Annotated in this window: 11 protein-coding genes; 6 read left to right on the top strand and 5 right to left on the bottom strand. The window is 72.6% G+C overall.

Annotation, left to right across the window (positions count from 1 at the left end; all coding sequences use genetic code 11):
* Position 1: 1 nt before the first annotated feature.
* The gene (locus ACFRU2_RS01910) at positions 2–952 is read left to right on the top strand and encodes an aldo/keto reductase (protein WP_382966623.1); all 951 of its coding nucleotides are present in this window, start codon (positions 2–4) and stop codon (positions 950–952) included.
* A 12-nt stretch (positions 953–964) separates the two neighbouring features.
* Here ACFRU2_RS01910 and ACFRU2_RS01915 read toward each other — a convergent pair whose 3' ends face one another.
* The 3 genes from ACFRU2_RS01915 to ACFRU2_RS01925 all read right to left on the bottom strand — a co-directional run bounded on the left by ACFRU2_RS01915 (position 965) and on the right by ACFRU2_RS01925 (position 5,657).
* Positions 965–1,864, bottom strand: a complete 900-nt coding sequence (locus ACFRU2_RS01915) for a carbonic anhydrase (protein ID WP_382966624.1) — start codon at positions 1,862–1,864, stop codon at positions 965–967.
* A gap of 128 nt (positions 1,865–1,992) precedes the next feature.
* Positions 1,993–2,934: an ABC transporter permease gene (locus ACFRU2_RS01920; RefSeq protein WP_382966625.1), complete on the bottom strand. Its 942-nt coding sequence runs from the start codon at positions 2,932–2,934 to the stop codon at positions 1,993–1,995.
* Complete coding sequence (locus ACFRU2_RS01925) at positions 2,931–5,657, bottom strand: alpha/beta fold hydrolase (RefSeq protein ID WP_382966626.1); 2,727 nt, start codon at positions 5,655–5,657, stop codon at positions 2,931–2,933. The genes ACFRU2_RS01920 and ACFRU2_RS01925 overlap by 4 nt, the downstream gene beginning before the upstream one ends.
* Positions 5,658–6,218: 561 nt before the next feature.
* Here ACFRU2_RS01925 and ACFRU2_RS01930 point away from each other — a divergent pair.
* From ACFRU2_RS01930 to ACFRU2_RS01950, 5 genes are all read left to right on the top strand, one after another.
* Positions 6,219–7,748, top strand: a complete 1,530-nt coding sequence (locus tag ACFRU2_RS01930; RefSeq protein WP_382966627.1) for an ATP-dependent DNA ligase — start codon at positions 6,219–6,221, stop codon at positions 7,746–7,748.
* A 69-nt stretch (positions 7,749–7,817) separates the two neighbouring features.
* Complete coding sequence (locus ACFRU2_RS01935; RefSeq protein WP_382966628.1) at positions 7,818–8,498, top strand: helix-turn-helix domain-containing protein; 681 nt, start codon at positions 7,818–7,820, stop codon at positions 8,496–8,498.
* A gap of 17 nt (positions 8,499–8,515) precedes the next feature.
* Positions 8,516–8,662, top strand: coding sequence for a DUF6126 family protein (locus ACFRU2_RS01940; protein ID WP_382966629.1), 147 nt, complete (start codon positions 8,516–8,518; stop codon positions 8,660–8,662).
* A gap of 64 nt (positions 8,663–8,726) precedes the next feature.
* Complete coding sequence (locus ACFRU2_RS01945) at positions 8,727–9,809, top strand: dihydrodipicolinate reductase (RefSeq protein WP_250738009.1); 1,083 nt, start codon at positions 8,727–8,729, stop codon at positions 9,807–9,809.
* Positions 9,806–10,285, top strand: coding sequence for a carboxymuconolactone decarboxylase family protein (locus ACFRU2_RS01950; RefSeq protein WP_250738006.1), 480 nt, complete (start codon positions 9,806–9,808; stop codon positions 10,283–10,285). The genes ACFRU2_RS01945 and ACFRU2_RS01950 overlap by 4 nt, the downstream gene beginning before the upstream one ends.
* A gap of 95 nt (positions 10,286–10,380) precedes the next feature.
* On the opposite strand, the gene ACFRU2_RS01955 is transcribed toward ACFRU2_RS01950, so the two are convergent.
* Both ACFRU2_RS01955 and ACFRU2_RS01960 read right to left on the bottom strand, forming a co-directional pair.
* On the bottom strand, positions 10,381–12,036 hold the full coding sequence (locus ACFRU2_RS01955) for a GMC oxidoreductase (protein WP_382966630.1): 1,656 nt from the start codon (positions 12,034–12,036) through the stop codon (positions 10,381–10,383).
* 450 nt (positions 12,037–12,486) lie between these two features.
* The gene (locus ACFRU2_RS01960; protein WP_382966631.1) at positions 12,487–13,143 is read right to left on the bottom strand and encodes a DUF6629 family protein; all 657 of its coding nucleotides are present in this window, start codon (positions 13,141–13,143) and stop codon (positions 12,487–12,489) included.
* Positions 13,144–13,254 lie beyond the last annotated feature (111 nt).

Genomic DNA, 13,254 nt, shown 5'->3' on the forward strand with positions numbered 1-13,254 from the left:
AATGCGCCATCTCCCCCTGGGTAGTTCAGGTCTTCAGGTGTCGGCGATCGGGCTCGGCTGCAACAACTTCGGCGGGCGCCTCGACGCCCGGGCCACCCGCACCGTCGTCGACGCCGCCCTCGACGCGGGCATCACCCTCCTCGACACCGCCGACATCTACGGGGGCGCCGGCGGCTCCGAAACCCACCTCGGCGAGGTCCTCAAGGGCCGCCGGGACCAGGTCGTCCTGGCCACCAAGTTCGGCTACGACGGCGTGGACATGGGCTACGGACCCGCCGCCGGCTCCCGCGGCGGCCGCGCCTACATCCGGCGCGCCGTCGAAGCGTCCCTGACCCGCCTGCAGACCGACCACATCGACCTCTACCAACTCCACAGCCCGGACCCGGCCGTTCCCGTGGCCGAAACCCTCGCCGCGCTCACAGAGCTCGTCACCGAAGGCAAGATCCGCTACATCGGCCACTCCAACCTCAGCGGCTGGCAGCTCGCCGAAGCCGCCCACGTGGCCCGCGAGACCGGCGCGGCACCCTTCGTATCGGCCCAGAACGAATGGTCGCTGCTCCAGCGATCGGCGGAGCGCGAGCTCGTCCCGGCCGCCCTCCACTACGGAGTCGGCGTCCTGCCGTACTTCCCGCTGGCCAACGGGCTGCTGACCGGAAAGATCCGCCGCGGCGCCCCCGTCCCCGCGGGCTCCCGCCTCGAAGGCCGCGACGCCTACCTCACCGACGAGCGTCTCGACACCGTGGAAGCGCTCGCGGCGCTGGCCGACAAGCACGGGCGCACCGTCCTGGAACTCGCCATCGGCTGGCTCTCCGCCCAGCCCGGCTGTGCCTCCGTCATCGCGGGTGCCACGTCCGCCGAGCAGGTACGGGCCAACGCGGCCGTCGCGGACCGGCCCCTCGACGCCGAACTCCTCGCGGAGGTCGACGCCGTCGCGGGAGCTGCCGCGGTCTGACCGGTCCCGCCGTCAGGAGGCGTCGGGCGACGGACCGACGGAAGCGGACCCCGACGGGGACGCGGACGCGGAATCCGATGCCGATGCCGACGGGGACGCGGACGCGGATGCCGACGGGCTCGGCGAGGCGCTCCCGGAGGCGTCGGCCGAGGTACTGGCCGACGGGCTGGCGGAAGCGCTCCCCGTCGGCGCCCCCGTGAGGATCTCCACCTGGCCGGTGTCCAGCGAGTAGTAGGCGCCGACCACGGCCAGTGATCCCTTCCCCACCAGGGGCGCCAGATCCGCGTTGCCCCGCAGGTCGTCCGCCGTCACCTTGATCTGATTGCGGATCATCGTGTCGACCGGATCGGCGCCCGGGTCCTTGATCGTCAGCTCGTACGCCGGCACCAGCGCCTTCTCGATCGCCCGCAGGTTGCCGGGCAGCGGGTTGCCCTCCCGCAACGCCTTGTACGAGGCGTCGATGGCCCCGCAGCGCTGGTGCCCGAGGACCATGATCAGCGGGGTGCCGGCCGTCATGGGCCCGAACTCCACCGACCCGGTCACCACCGGGCCGACCGCCTGCCCGCCCGTCCGCAGCACGAACAGGTCGCCGAGCCCGGTGTCGAAGAGCAGCTCCGGCGGCACCCGGGAGTCGATGCAGGCCAGGATCACGCCGAAGGGATCCTGCGCCTGCGACACCAGCTCACGGCGGTTCGGATCCCGGTCGGGGTGGTTGAGGCTGCCGCTCACCCAGCGCTTGTTGCCCTCCATCAGGCGGCTGTACGCGCCCTCGGGAGTGCTCGGCCGCGGCTCGGGGGCGGCCGTCGTCGCCTTCGGGGCGCTCTTGGCCGAGCAACCCGTGAGCAGGGCCGCGGCTGCCGTGAGGCCACCCGTCAGCACGAACCTGCGAGGCGGAAGTCCTGCTCTGTCCATGGGTCGTACCCCTCGGTGCCGTTCGGACGCGTCCGTACGTCCTGACCGAGGCGATTCTTGGGGGGTACGGGCCGCCGGTGCGGCAGGCACACACGGGTCCGTCGGGGTTGGCCCCCGACGGCCGAACCTCAGGACACGATGTCCTTGCGCGAAAACCCGCGGAACGCGAGCGCGAACAGCACCACCGCGTACGACACCGACACCACCGTCCCCTTGATCATCCCGCCCCACTCGAGCTGCGGCTGCAAGGCGTCGGCCCAGGCGAACTGCCAGTGCGCCGGCAGGAACTCCCGCCAGGACCCCAGCGCGGTCACCGCGTCCAGCACGTTGCCGACGATCGTCAGACCGACGGCCCCGCCCACCGCACCCAGCGGCGCGTCCGTCCGCGTCGACAGCCAGAACGCCAGACCGGCCGTGACCAGCTGCGATACGAAGACGAACGCCACGGCGATCGCGAGCCGCCCGATCGTGTCCCCGGCCGGCAGCGAGCCGCCCGCGGGGAGTTCCAGCGGCCCCCACCCGTAGGCCGCCGTACCCGCGGCGAGCGCCACCAACGGCAGCAGCACCATCGCGGCCAGGCTGAACCCGAGGGCCACCACCAGCTTGCTCCACAGCAGCCGGGCCCTGGGCACGGGCGAGGCCAGCAGGTACCGCAGCGAGGACCAGCTGGCCTCCGAGGCCACCGTGTCCCCGCAGAACAGCGCCACCGGCACCACCAGCAGGAACCCGGCCGACACGAACAGGCAGGTGGCCGCGAAGTTCGCACCCGAGGCCGTCGCCGTGTCGATGAGGGTGATCCGGCCGTCGTCGCCGCCCCGGCTGCCGGGGCCGCCGCCGACCGCGAAGGCGATCATCAGGATGAAGGGCAGAGCGGCCAGGATCCCGCCCATTACCAGCGTCCGCCGCCGGCGCCACTGCCGCAGCGCCTCCACGCGCAGCGGCAGCGTCCGGTTCGCCCGGTAGCCGTGGGCGACCTCGCGGCCGATGCCGTCCGGGGTCACGTCGTCGTTCGCGGGTGAGTCCGGCGAGTCTGGGTTCCCGTGCGCGTTCACATCCGTCACGGTGTTCATGCCGCGCCTCCGATCAGGGTCAGGAACGCGTCTTCCAGCCGCCGGTGCGGCCCCACTCCCGACACCGGCACCTCCAGCCGTACGAGTTCGGCGATCAGCTCGGCGGCGCTCGCGCCGTCCAGCCGTACGAGCAGACCGTCCTCGGCGCTCGCCACGGACTCCACTCCCTCCAGCGCGGCGATCTTCCCGACGGCCGCCTCGTCCACCGGTTCGGCCAGCGACACCAGCAGGACGTCCCCGCCGCCGGTGATCTCGGCGACCTCGCCCGCCTGGACGAGCCGCCCGCGGTCCATGACCACCAGGTGCGTGCAGGACTGCTCGACCTCCGACAGCAGGTGGCTGGAGACGATGACCGTCCGCCCGCCGGCCGCGTACCGGATCATCACGTCGCGCATCTCGCGGATCTGCGGCGGGTCCAGACCGTTGGTCGGTTCGTCGAGGATCAGCAGGTCCGGCATGCCGAGCATGGCCTGCGCGATCGCGAGGCGCTGGCGCATGCCCTGCGAGTACGTGCGCACCGCCCGCTCCAGCGCGTCGCCGAGCCCGGCGATCTCCAGGGCCTCCTCCATGTGGGAGTCCGCGGCGGGGCGGCCCGTGGCCTGCCAGTACAGCTCCAGGTTGGCGCGCCCCGTCAGGTGCGGCAGGAAGCCGGCACCTTCCACGAACGCCCCGACCCGCGAGAGCACGGGCGCGCCGGCCCGGACCTGGTGCCCGAAGACCCGGATCTCCCCGGCGTCCGGAGTGATCAGGCCCATCAGCATCCGCAGGGTCGTGGTCTTGCCCGCGCCGTTGGGCCCGAGCAGGCCGAGCACCTGGCCCTTCTCCACCCGGAAGGACAGGTCCCGTACGGCGTACCGGTCCTGCGCCTTCGCATACCGCTTGGTCAACCCGGTGATCTCCAGCGGTACGTCGGCCAGCGCCGGGTCGGGCTGTGACGCCCCCGCCCGGTCGCCGCCCGGCCCCCGGCCGGTCCTGCGGATCCCCACCAGCGCCGCGGCCAGCAGAGCGGCCCCGAGGGGCATCCACCAGGTCCAGGCGGGCAGCCCCGAGGACGCCGTGCGCACCCCGCCCGCGACGGGTACGGCCAGGGGGCCCTGCGCCGAGACGGTGTAGGCCGCCGGGGCGGCCGGGGAGGCGTAGCCGAGATCGGTGGCGGCGACGACGAGCCGCAGCCGGTGCCCGGCCTCGACCGCGTGGTCGATCGCGGGCAGCCGCAGCTCGACGGTCTTGTCCTGCTGCGCGCCCTCCACCCGCACCGGGGCCACCAGCTGACTCGGCAGCACCTGCTGGCGCCCATCGGGGCTGACGTCGTACACCTTGCCGAACAGGACGGCCGAACCGTCCGCGGCTGTAGACCTCACCTTTAGGGTGACGGTCGGGGTCCCGGTGATCCGCGTCTCCGCGGTCAGCGGCTCCGACTCGAACCGGGCGTTCTGCCCGGGGAAGTCCAGCGAGAGGCCGCCTCCGAGGGCGGCGAGCTGCCCGCCGATGCCCGGGAGCGCGGACAGCGCCGGCGGGGCCCCGCCCGCCGGGTTGGCGAAGGTCTGCTCCCGGCCGGTCAGGGCGAACTCGCGCGGCCCGGACAGCAGCCCGGGATAGGTGGAGCCGCTCGCTCCGCGCAGCGTGACCCGGCCGTCGGTGGAGTCGATGCCGCCGGAGCGCGAGACGCGGAAGGCGGGACCGGTGTCCACGGCCGTGTCGCCCTTGAGGTACCGGTCGAACCAGGTCTTCACCCGGTCTTCGACCCGGTCCGCCTCGCGCATGCCCCCGTCGTGACCGCCGGCCGCCCAGTCCACGGAGACCGGCGCACCGTTGGCGGCGATCGCCCGGGCCATGGCGTCGGCCTGGTCCAGCGGGAAGAGGGAGTCGTCCTGGCCCTGCGTGATCAGGGTCGGCACCTTGATCGCGCCGCCGACCGCCGAGGGACTGCGCTGCTCCAGCAGCGCGCGGGCCTCGGGGTCGGGCTTGCCGGCCACCGCGACCCGTTCGTACATGGCGCACAGCTCCGGCTGGAAGCGTCCGCAGCCGGGCGCGGCCGGGGCCGCCTGCGGGGCGGCGCCCGGACCGGAAGCGCCCGGCTGCAGCCCGCCCGCGGAACCGGTGGTGAAGAAGAGGCCCGCCCACAGCTTCTTGAAGACGTCGCCGGGGAAGAGGGAGTCCGCGAGGTTCCAGTAGGTGATCGAGGGGGCGATGGCGTCCACACGCGGGTCGTTGCCGGCCGCGAGCAGCGAGACCGCCCCGCCGTAGGAGCCGCCCGCGATGCCGACGCGCGGATCTCCCGCCGCGTCGAGCCGCACCCCGGGCCGGGCGGCGATCCAGTCGATCAGCCGGGAGACGTCCTTGACCTCGTACGCGGGGTCGTTCAGCCCGATCTTCCCGCCGGAGCGGCCGAATCCGCGCGCCGACCACGTCAGCACCGCGTAGCCGTCGCGCGCGAGGCGCTCGGCCTGCGGACGCACGTCCTCCTTGCTGCCGCCGAAACCGTGGGCGAGGAGCACGGCGGGACGCTTCGCCCCACCGTCCCCCGCGGTGTCCCCGCTGGTGAAGTACGAGATGTCGATCCCGGCGCCGGGCATGTCGAGGACCTTGTCCTCGCGGTGCACGGACGGGGCGTCGCCGGCCGCGGCGGCGGCCGTGAGGGTGCCCGCCCCCGCGACGACGGCGAGCGCGGCCGCGCCCGCGAGCAGGCGGCTTCGGCGGCGCCGGGGCAGTCGGAGCTTCATACGGGAACCCTAAGCGCAGGGGCGGCGGCGGCCGCGCTCCCGCAGGTTGAACTGCCGACGTCCTCAAGGACTACGCGGGCCGTCGCGTGTACCGCGCCTGCGGTATGCGGGGTGGTCTCCGGCCTCGATGGGCGGAAGCCGGGCCGGCCCGGGGCTCCTGTGACGCGGCGCGCGATCCGCACCACGGTTGCTGCCCTGCGGGGCGAAGTCCCCTACCCGCCCTTCCACCGTTCCCCGGGCGCTGCCCGGACCCGCGCCTCAAACGCCGGCGGGGCTGGATGGGGTGCCCCGGGCGCTGCCCGGACCCCGGTCCTCAAACGCCGGCGAGGCTGGATGGGGTGCCCCGGGGGCTGCCCGGGGCCCGGTCCTCAAGCGCCGGACGGGCTGGAGGGGTGCCGGGCTGCGCCCGGACCCCTCCTGGGGCTCCGCCCCAGACCCCGGTCCTCAAACGCCGGACGGCTGAAAGGCCCCTGGGGCTTCGCCCCGGATCCCGCGCCTCACATGCCGGCGAGGCTGGATGTACAGGCTGCGGCGCAGGCCGCCCGGCGGGAGGATGGCCGCATGCTGCTCGCCGAGGTTGCGCGTGTGTCCCGGGAGGTCGGTGAGACCCCCGCACGGTCGGGGAAGACCGCCCTGCTCGCGGAGCTGTTCGCCGCCGCGCCCGCCGAAGAGGCTGCGCTGGTGGTCTCGTACCTTGCGGGACGGCTCCCGCAGGGACGCCCCGGGATCGGCTGGCGGGCGCTGGCCCAGGAGACGCCGCCCGCCGCGGAACCGACCCTGACCGTGAGGGCCGTCGACGAGGCAGTGACCCGGTTCGCCGCCGTGGCCGGGGCCGGCGCCCAGGCCGAACGCCGCCGGATCCTGGACGCGCTGCTCGGCGCGGCCACCGAGGCCGAGCAGCGGTTCCTGCGCAGCCTGCTCGGCGGGGAGGTGCGCCAGGGCGCGCTCGACGCCGTGGCCCTGGACGGGGTCGCCGCCGCGGCCGGGGTGCCCGCCGCCGCCCTGCGCCGGGCCGCGATGCTCGACGGCTCCCTGCCCCGGGTGGCGGCGGCCGTGCTCGCCGAGGGGGCGGCGGCCCTGCGCGAGGTCACCCTGCGCGTAGGGCAGCCCGTCCAGCCGATGCTGGCGAACACCGCCAAGTCGGTGGCCGGGGCACTTGCCGCGCTAGGGCCGTGTGCGGTGGAGGAGAAGCTCGACGGGATCCGGGTGCAGGTCCACCGCGAGGGGGACGACGTACGGGTGTACACGCGCTCCCTCGACGAAATCACCGGCCGGCTCCCGGAAGTGGCCGAGCTCGCCCGGTCCTTTGCGGGGGACCGGTTCATCCTCGACGGGGAGGTCATCGGACGCTCCCCGGCGGACGGGCGCCCGGTGCCGTTCCAGGAGGTGGCGAGCCGGGTCGGCTCCCGCACCGACGTCGAGGCCGCCCGGCGGACCCTGCCGGTCGTCCCCTACTTCTTCGACGTGCTGGTGGCGGGGGACCGCGTACTCCTCGACCTGCCGGTGCGCGAACGGTACGCGGCGCTCACCGCCCTGGTACCGGAGGAGTTCCGGGTCGGCCGGCTCGTGGTCGAGGACCCGGCGGCGCAGGCGGCCGAGGCGGAGGAGTTCTGGACGCGGACCCTGAGCCGGGGGCACGAGGGCGTGATGTTCAAGGCCCTCGACTCCGTCTACGCGGCCGGCCGGCGCGGCAAGCACTGGCTCAAGGTGAAACCGGTGCACACCCTCGACCTGGTGGTGCTCGCCGTCGAACGGGGCCACGGCCGGCGCACCGGCCTCCTGTCCAATCTGCACCTGGGCGCCCGGACCGCCGACGGCGGCTATGCGATGCTCGGAAAGACCTTCAAGGGGCTCACCGACGAGATGCTGCGCTGGCAGACCGAGCGGCTCGGCGAGCTCGCGGTCGAGGACGACGGCTACACGGTCCGGGTGCGCCCCGAACTGGTGGTGGAGATCGCCTACGACGGCCTGCAGCGCTCCCCGCGCTACCCGGCCGGGGTCGCCCTGCGCTTCGCGCGCGTCCTGCGCCACCGCCCCGACAAGCGGGCGCAGGACGCGGACACGGTGGAGACGGTGCTCGGCGCGACGTGAGAGCGAGGGTGATTTGCCTCAGAGGCAAGGCAGATTGCCAGGGAGGTAAGTATCTGGCTCAATCGGGGCATGACAACCGGTCCTGCCCCCGGCCCCAACGAAGCGGCCGACCCGCCCCCCGGCGCTACGCCCCCCGACGCCACCGCCCCCGACGCCGAGCTGCCCACCGTGGCCCCGCAGCTGCGCGATCTGCGCCGCCGGGCCGGGCTCACCCTGGAGGCCGCCGCCGCCCGGGCCCGGCTCTCGCCGGCGCACCTGTCGCGGCTGGAGACCGGCCGCCGCCAGCCCTCGCTGCCGCTGCTGCTCGGGCTCGCCCGCACCTACGGCACGACGGTCTCGGAGCTGCTCGGGGAGACCCCGGCCGTCGCCGATCCCATCGTACGGGCCGGCGGTCCGGGCGCCCGCGAGGCGGACGGCTGGACCTACTGGCAGGCCGGCGGGTCCGGCCGCGGGATGCAGGCGCTGCGCGTGCACGTCCCCTACGGCCGCAGCCAGGGCGAGCTGGTCCGCGTACATCCGGGGGAGGAATGGCTGTACGTGCTCCAGGGGCGGCTGCGGCTGCACCTGGGGGAGACCGAGTACCTGCTGGAGCCCGGGGACAGCGCCCACTTCGACTCGCTCACCGCGCACCGGATCGGCGCGGCCTCGACTGCGGGGGCGGATCTGCTGTTCGTCCACACCCTGCTGCAGAGCAGCCTCGCCGGCCTGTGCCTCGGCGGCGGCACCGGCACGACCACACACCACCGATAGGCGAGGAGCCGTACGCCATGCCCGATACGCAGCAGCCCCAGCAGACGCAGCAGTCGAAGTTCCCGCGCGGTCTCATCATCCGGCTCATCGCCTATTTGTTCGTTGGTCACTTGTTCGCGTTCTTCATCTACCTGCTCTTCGTGCTGGGTGCGCAAAACCAGTGACAGCGGGCCGGAATTTCCGTACACGGCTCTAGGAACCTACAGGTCCTGAAGCTACCCTCCGCGCATGATTTCCACGGTTGTCTGGGGTACCGGCAACGTCGGCCGTTTGGCCATCCGTGCCGTAGAGGCCCATCCGGCGCTGAAGTTGGCCGCCGTCATCGTCCACAATCCAGAAAAGGTCGGCCGCGACGCCGGTGAACTCGGCGAACTCGACTACGAGACGGGCGTCGCGGCCACCGACGACATCGAGGCGGTCCTCGCGGCCCGTCCGCAGGCGGTCGTCTACGCGGCGTCCGGCGACATCCGCCCCGACGACGCGCTCGCCGACATCACCCGGGCGATCCGCTCCGGCGCCGTCGTCGTGAGCCCCGCCCTCTATCCGCTCTACGACTACCGCAGCGCCCCACCGGAGTTCCTCGATCCGGTGACCGCCGCGGTCGCGGAGGGCGGCGGTTCGCTCTTCGCCTCGGGCGTCGACCCCGGCTGGGGCAACGACGTGCTCCCGCTGCTGCTCAGCGGGCTGGGCACGCGGATCGACGTGATCCGCTGCCAGGAGATCTTCGACTACTCCACCTACGACCAGCCGGACTCCGTCCGCTACCTCATCGGCATGGGCCAGCCCATGGACTACGAGCCGATGATGCTCATGCCGTCCATCCCGACCATGGTGTGGGGCGGGCAGATCCGGATGATGGCCCGCGCCCTGGGCGTCGAACTCGACGACATACGCGAGACCGTGGAGCGCCGCGCCCTCGACACCACCGTCACCACGCGCACGATGGGGGAGTTCGAGGGAGGCACCCAGGGCGCCATCCGCTTCGAGGTCCAGGGGATCGTCGAGGGCGAACCCCGCATCGTCATCGAGCACGTCACCCGGATCCACGCCTCCTGCGCCCCCGACTGGCCGACCCCGCCCGACGGCGGCGACGGCGCCCACCGGGTGATCATCGAGGGCCGCCCGCACATCGAGGTCACCATCGAGGCCACCGACGAGGGCGAGAACCGCTCCGCCGGAGGCAACGCCACCGCGGTCGGGCGCCTCGTCGGCGCCATCGACTGGCTGGTGGAGGCCGAACCGGGCCTCTACGACGCCCTGGACGTCCCCCTGCGCCCCGCCGTCGGCAAACTCGGAAGGAAACTGTCATGAGGATCGACATCCCCGAAGGCCAGCACCCCATCGAGTACGTGTGGGGCGATCTGGTCCCCGGCATCGGCATGGCCGCCGCCAACTTCTCCCTGTCGGTGTACGCCCACACCACCCTGGGGCTGCGGGAGTTCGAGGCGGCGCGGCTGCGCGTCGCGCAGATCAACGGCTGCATCTTCTGCCTGGACTGGCGCACCGACCGGGACGGGGAGAAGGTCGAGGACGAGTTCCCCGAGGCCGTCACCGAGTGGCGCACCACGGACCGCTTCGACGAGCGCACCCGGCTCGCGGCGGAGTACGCGGAGCGGTACTGCCTGGACCACCACGGCCTGGACGAGGAGTTCTGGGAGCGGATGACGGCCCGCTACAGCCAGGTGGAGATCGTGGAGCTGACGATGAGCATCGGCTCCTGGCTGGCCTTCGGCCGGCTCAACCACGTGCTCGGACTCGACAGCGTCTGCGTGCTGCCGGGCCACTGAGTGCGGGCCGCCGAGCGCGGAGCGCGTGCGGCGCGCACACGGGTCCGGGGCCGTCGGAGAATCCGACGGCCCCGGCCTTCGTGCTGTCCGCCGCCTTACATGTCGGCTGCGATGATCTTCTCGATGTTGCGCTCGGCGAGCGCCGTGATGGTGACGAACGGGTTGACGCTGGTGTTGCCGGGGATCAGCGCGCCGTCGATGACGTACAGGCCGGTGTAGCCGTGCAGACGGCCGTAGTTGTCGGTGGCCTTGTCCAGGACCGCGCCGCCGAGGGGGTGGTAGGTGAGGTGGTCGCCCCAGATCTTGTTGGTGCCGAAGAGGTCGGTCCGGTAGATCGTCCCCTCCTTCGAGTTGATCTTGTCGAAGATGGTCTTCGCCATGGCGATGGACGGCGCCTTCCAGGCCGTCTGCCAGTTCAGCTCGACCCCGCCCGTCGACGCGTTGTACGTGAACTGCGCGCGGTTCGGGTTCTTCGTGATCGAGAGGTAGAACGAGGCGTAGGTCTCGATGCCGGTCGGCAGCGGGGCCACCTCGGCGAACGCGCCGCCCGCGTCCCAGTTGTCGATGCCGCCGCAGGGGATGGAAGCCTGCACCTTGCCGGTCGCGTCCCACATGTGGTTGGCCCGGCCGCACATGACGTTGCCGTTGTCGCCCCAGCCCTTGCCGATCTCGTTGTTCAGGTTGGGCAGGGCGCCGGTGGCCTTGAGCCGGACGAGCAGCTTGCTGGTGCCGACGCTGCCGGCCGCGAAGAACACCTTGTCCGCGACCACGGTCTTGGTGCCCACGGTGTCGCCGGTGGTGTTGATCTGGTCGATGACGACCGTGTACCCGCCGCCGGAGGCCGGGGAGACCGAAGTCACCTTGTGCAGGGGCGAGATGGTGACCTTGCCGGTGGCCTTGGCCCGGGCGATGTAGGTCTGCTGGAGGGACTTCTTGCCCGCGTTGTTGCCGTAGAGGATCTCGCCGGCGACGGCGGACTTGGGGACGGTCCCGGCCGCTTCCTGCTTCATGTAGTCCCAGTCGTACACGTCCGGGACGAAGACGAAGGGGAACCCGGCGCGCTGGGCGTGCTTACGGCCGACGCGGGCGAACTGGTAACAGTCGACGGTGTCGAACCAGGCCGGGTCGATCAGGCCGACGCCGAGGCCCGCGTTGGCGCGCGGGTAGTAGGTGTCGTACATCTCGTCCGCGTTCACCGTCGGCAGGACGGCGCCGAAGTTGGACCGCTTCGGGGTGACCGCCATGCCGCCGTTGACCAGCGAGCCGCCGCCGACGCCGCGGCCCTGGTAGACGATGATCCCGCCCATCTCCTCGGCGTCCAGGATGCCGGTGTAGCGCGGGACCTCCTTGTCGATGGGGAAGCCCAGGAAGTTGCTCAGCGGCGCCTTGGTCTTGGTGCGGAGCCAGTACGCGCGGTAGTCCGGGGTGGTCGTGTTGCAGAAGATCTTGCCGTCCGAGCCCGGGGTGTCCCAGGCCATGCCCATTTCGATCATGTGGACGTCGACGCCGGCCTGGGCGAGCCGCAGGGCGGCGACGGAACCGCCGTACCCGGTACCGATCACGAGGGCCGGTACGTGCGCTCCGTTGTCGATCGGGCCGGCGGCGGCCGCGCCGGCCGTGGCGGCCTGGGCCTGAGACGGGGCGATCTGACCCGCAAGGGCCATTGCACCCAGGATGGAACCCGTTCTACCGAGAAATCCTCGACGGGAGACGCCGTTCTGGTTCGTTTTGTGCAGGCCTTTGTCGCTCATGTGAGCTTCCTCACTCTAGGCGGAATGAGAACGAGTTCTACTGCCGAGTGCTTGCGAAGTCACTAGATACGTCAAGGCGTCTTTCGCCGGCGGCGGCCGTGGGCGGTGCCGGTCCGGGGCTCGCGCGGGGGCGTCGAAAGTCCCATCGGACGCTGGGAACGACCACCCGCTGTGCATGGCCGCTCATCCTGAAGTGACGGAAAACGGCCGCGGGGAGGGCCCCGCGGCCGGGGCGCGTCCGCTCGAATCCACCACGTCAGAAGTCGAACGCGGTACGGGACGCCCCGCCGCCCCGGGGTGGCGGGGTCCTCGGCGCACCCAGCCACTCCGCCGTGGCTGCATCCCGCGGGCTCCGGGGCCGAAAAGCGACAAACCGCAAGGTGGGCCCGTGATCGGCGCGCGAATCTTTTTACCTTCGGCGGGTGCTCCTGTTCCGCGCCCGAGCCGGTGTTACAGGGTCGGCGCACCCCGCCGGGCGCCCTCGCGTACAGAAGGGGAACGCGCGCGACCGCCGGTCCAGACCAGGATCAGCGTCGAGGCGGCCGCCGCGAAGGCGCACCAGGTGGAGGCGAACTCCAGCCGCCACAGCACGGCGCAGACGAGGGCCCCGGCCGCCAGGAGGGAGCCGAGGAGGCGCAGCCGGCGGTCCCCCGAGAGGAGCAGGGCGCCGAGCGTGGCGAACAGATAGCCCGCCAGGGCCAGCGGCATCCACGGAACGTCCACCCCGTATCCGAGGGTGTGGCCGCGGATCTCGGCGCTCACCGGACGGGTCGCCAGGCAGTACGCGAAGTACGCGCCGGTGGCGAGTCCGGCGGCGGCCGGCAGGCGCAGCCTGGGCCTGAGCTCGGGCGCGGCGGCGAGCAGCACCCCGAGCGGCACCCATACGGGCAGCAGCGGGAGGGCGATCACCGCCCAGGCGGTCGTGGCCGGGCCGCAGCCGCCGCCGGAGCGCCAGACTGCGGCCTCGATCAGCTGGTGCGCGCCCAGGATCAGCGGGAGCGCCGCGACCGGCAGGTCCCGGGGGCGGCGGGTCCGCGCCAGGCAGGCGATCCCGACGGCGGTGATGACCGTACCCGCCGTCAGATCGGCCGTCGCGCTCCAGCACATGAGACCCTCCCGATCCCACGGTAGGCCCAGGCGCAGACGTCTGCCACGCCACGGATCATTGGAAAAACTCGACAAAAGAGAGAAGAATCCTGCACGACCCTTGCCGTGTTT

The organism is Streptomyces sp. NPDC056883, from assembly GCF_042788835.1.
Lineage (GTDB): Bacteria > Actinomycetota > Actinomycetes > Streptomycetales > Streptomycetaceae > Streptomyces > Streptomyces stoeckheimensis.

Bases quoted from the DNA above. Each gene is read 5' to 3' on its own strand.
- ACFRU2_RS01920 (WP_382966625.1), bottom strand. From the start codon at position 2,934: ATGAACACCGTGACGGATGTGAACGCGCACGGGAACCCAGACTCGCCG.
- ACFRU2_RS01945 (WP_250738009.1), top strand. From the start codon at position 8,727: ATGATTTCCACGGTTGTCTGGGGTACCGGCAACGTCGGCCGTTTGGCC.
- ACFRU2_RS01915 (WP_382966624.1), bottom strand. From the start codon at position 1,864: ATGGACAGAGCAGGACTTCCGCCTCGCAGGTTCGTGCTGACGGGTGGC.
- ACFRU2_RS01925 (WP_382966626.1), bottom strand. From the start codon at position 5,657: ATGAAGCTCCGACTGCCCCGGCGCCGCCGAAGCCGCCTGCTCGCGGGC.
- ACFRU2_RS01935 (WP_382966628.1), top strand. From the start codon at position 7,818: ATGACAACCGGTCCTGCCCCCGGCCCCAACGAAGCGGCCGACCCGCCC.
- ACFRU2_RS01910 (WP_382966623.1), top strand. From the start codon at position 2: ATGCGCCATCTCCCCCTGGGTAGTTCAGGTCTTCAGGTGTCGGCGATC.
- ACFRU2_RS01955 (WP_382966630.1), bottom strand. From the start codon at position 12,036: ATGAGCGACAAAGGCCTGCACAAAACGAACCAGAACGGCGTCTCCCGT.
- ACFRU2_RS01950 (WP_250738006.1), top strand. From the start codon at position 9,806: ATGAGGATCGACATCCCCGAAGGCCAGCACCCCATCGAGTACGTGTGG.
- ACFRU2_RS01940 (WP_382966629.1), top strand. From the start codon at position 8,516: ATGCCCGATACGCAGCAGCCCCAGCAGACGCAGCAGTCGAAGTTCCCG.
- ACFRU2_RS01960 (WP_382966631.1), bottom strand. From the start codon at position 13,143: ATGTGCTGGAGCGCGACGGCCGATCTGACGGCGGGTACGGTCATCACC.
- ACFRU2_RS01930 (WP_382966627.1), top strand. From the start codon at position 6,219: ATGCTGCTCGCCGAGGTTGCGCGTGTGTCCCGGGAGGTCGGTGAGACC.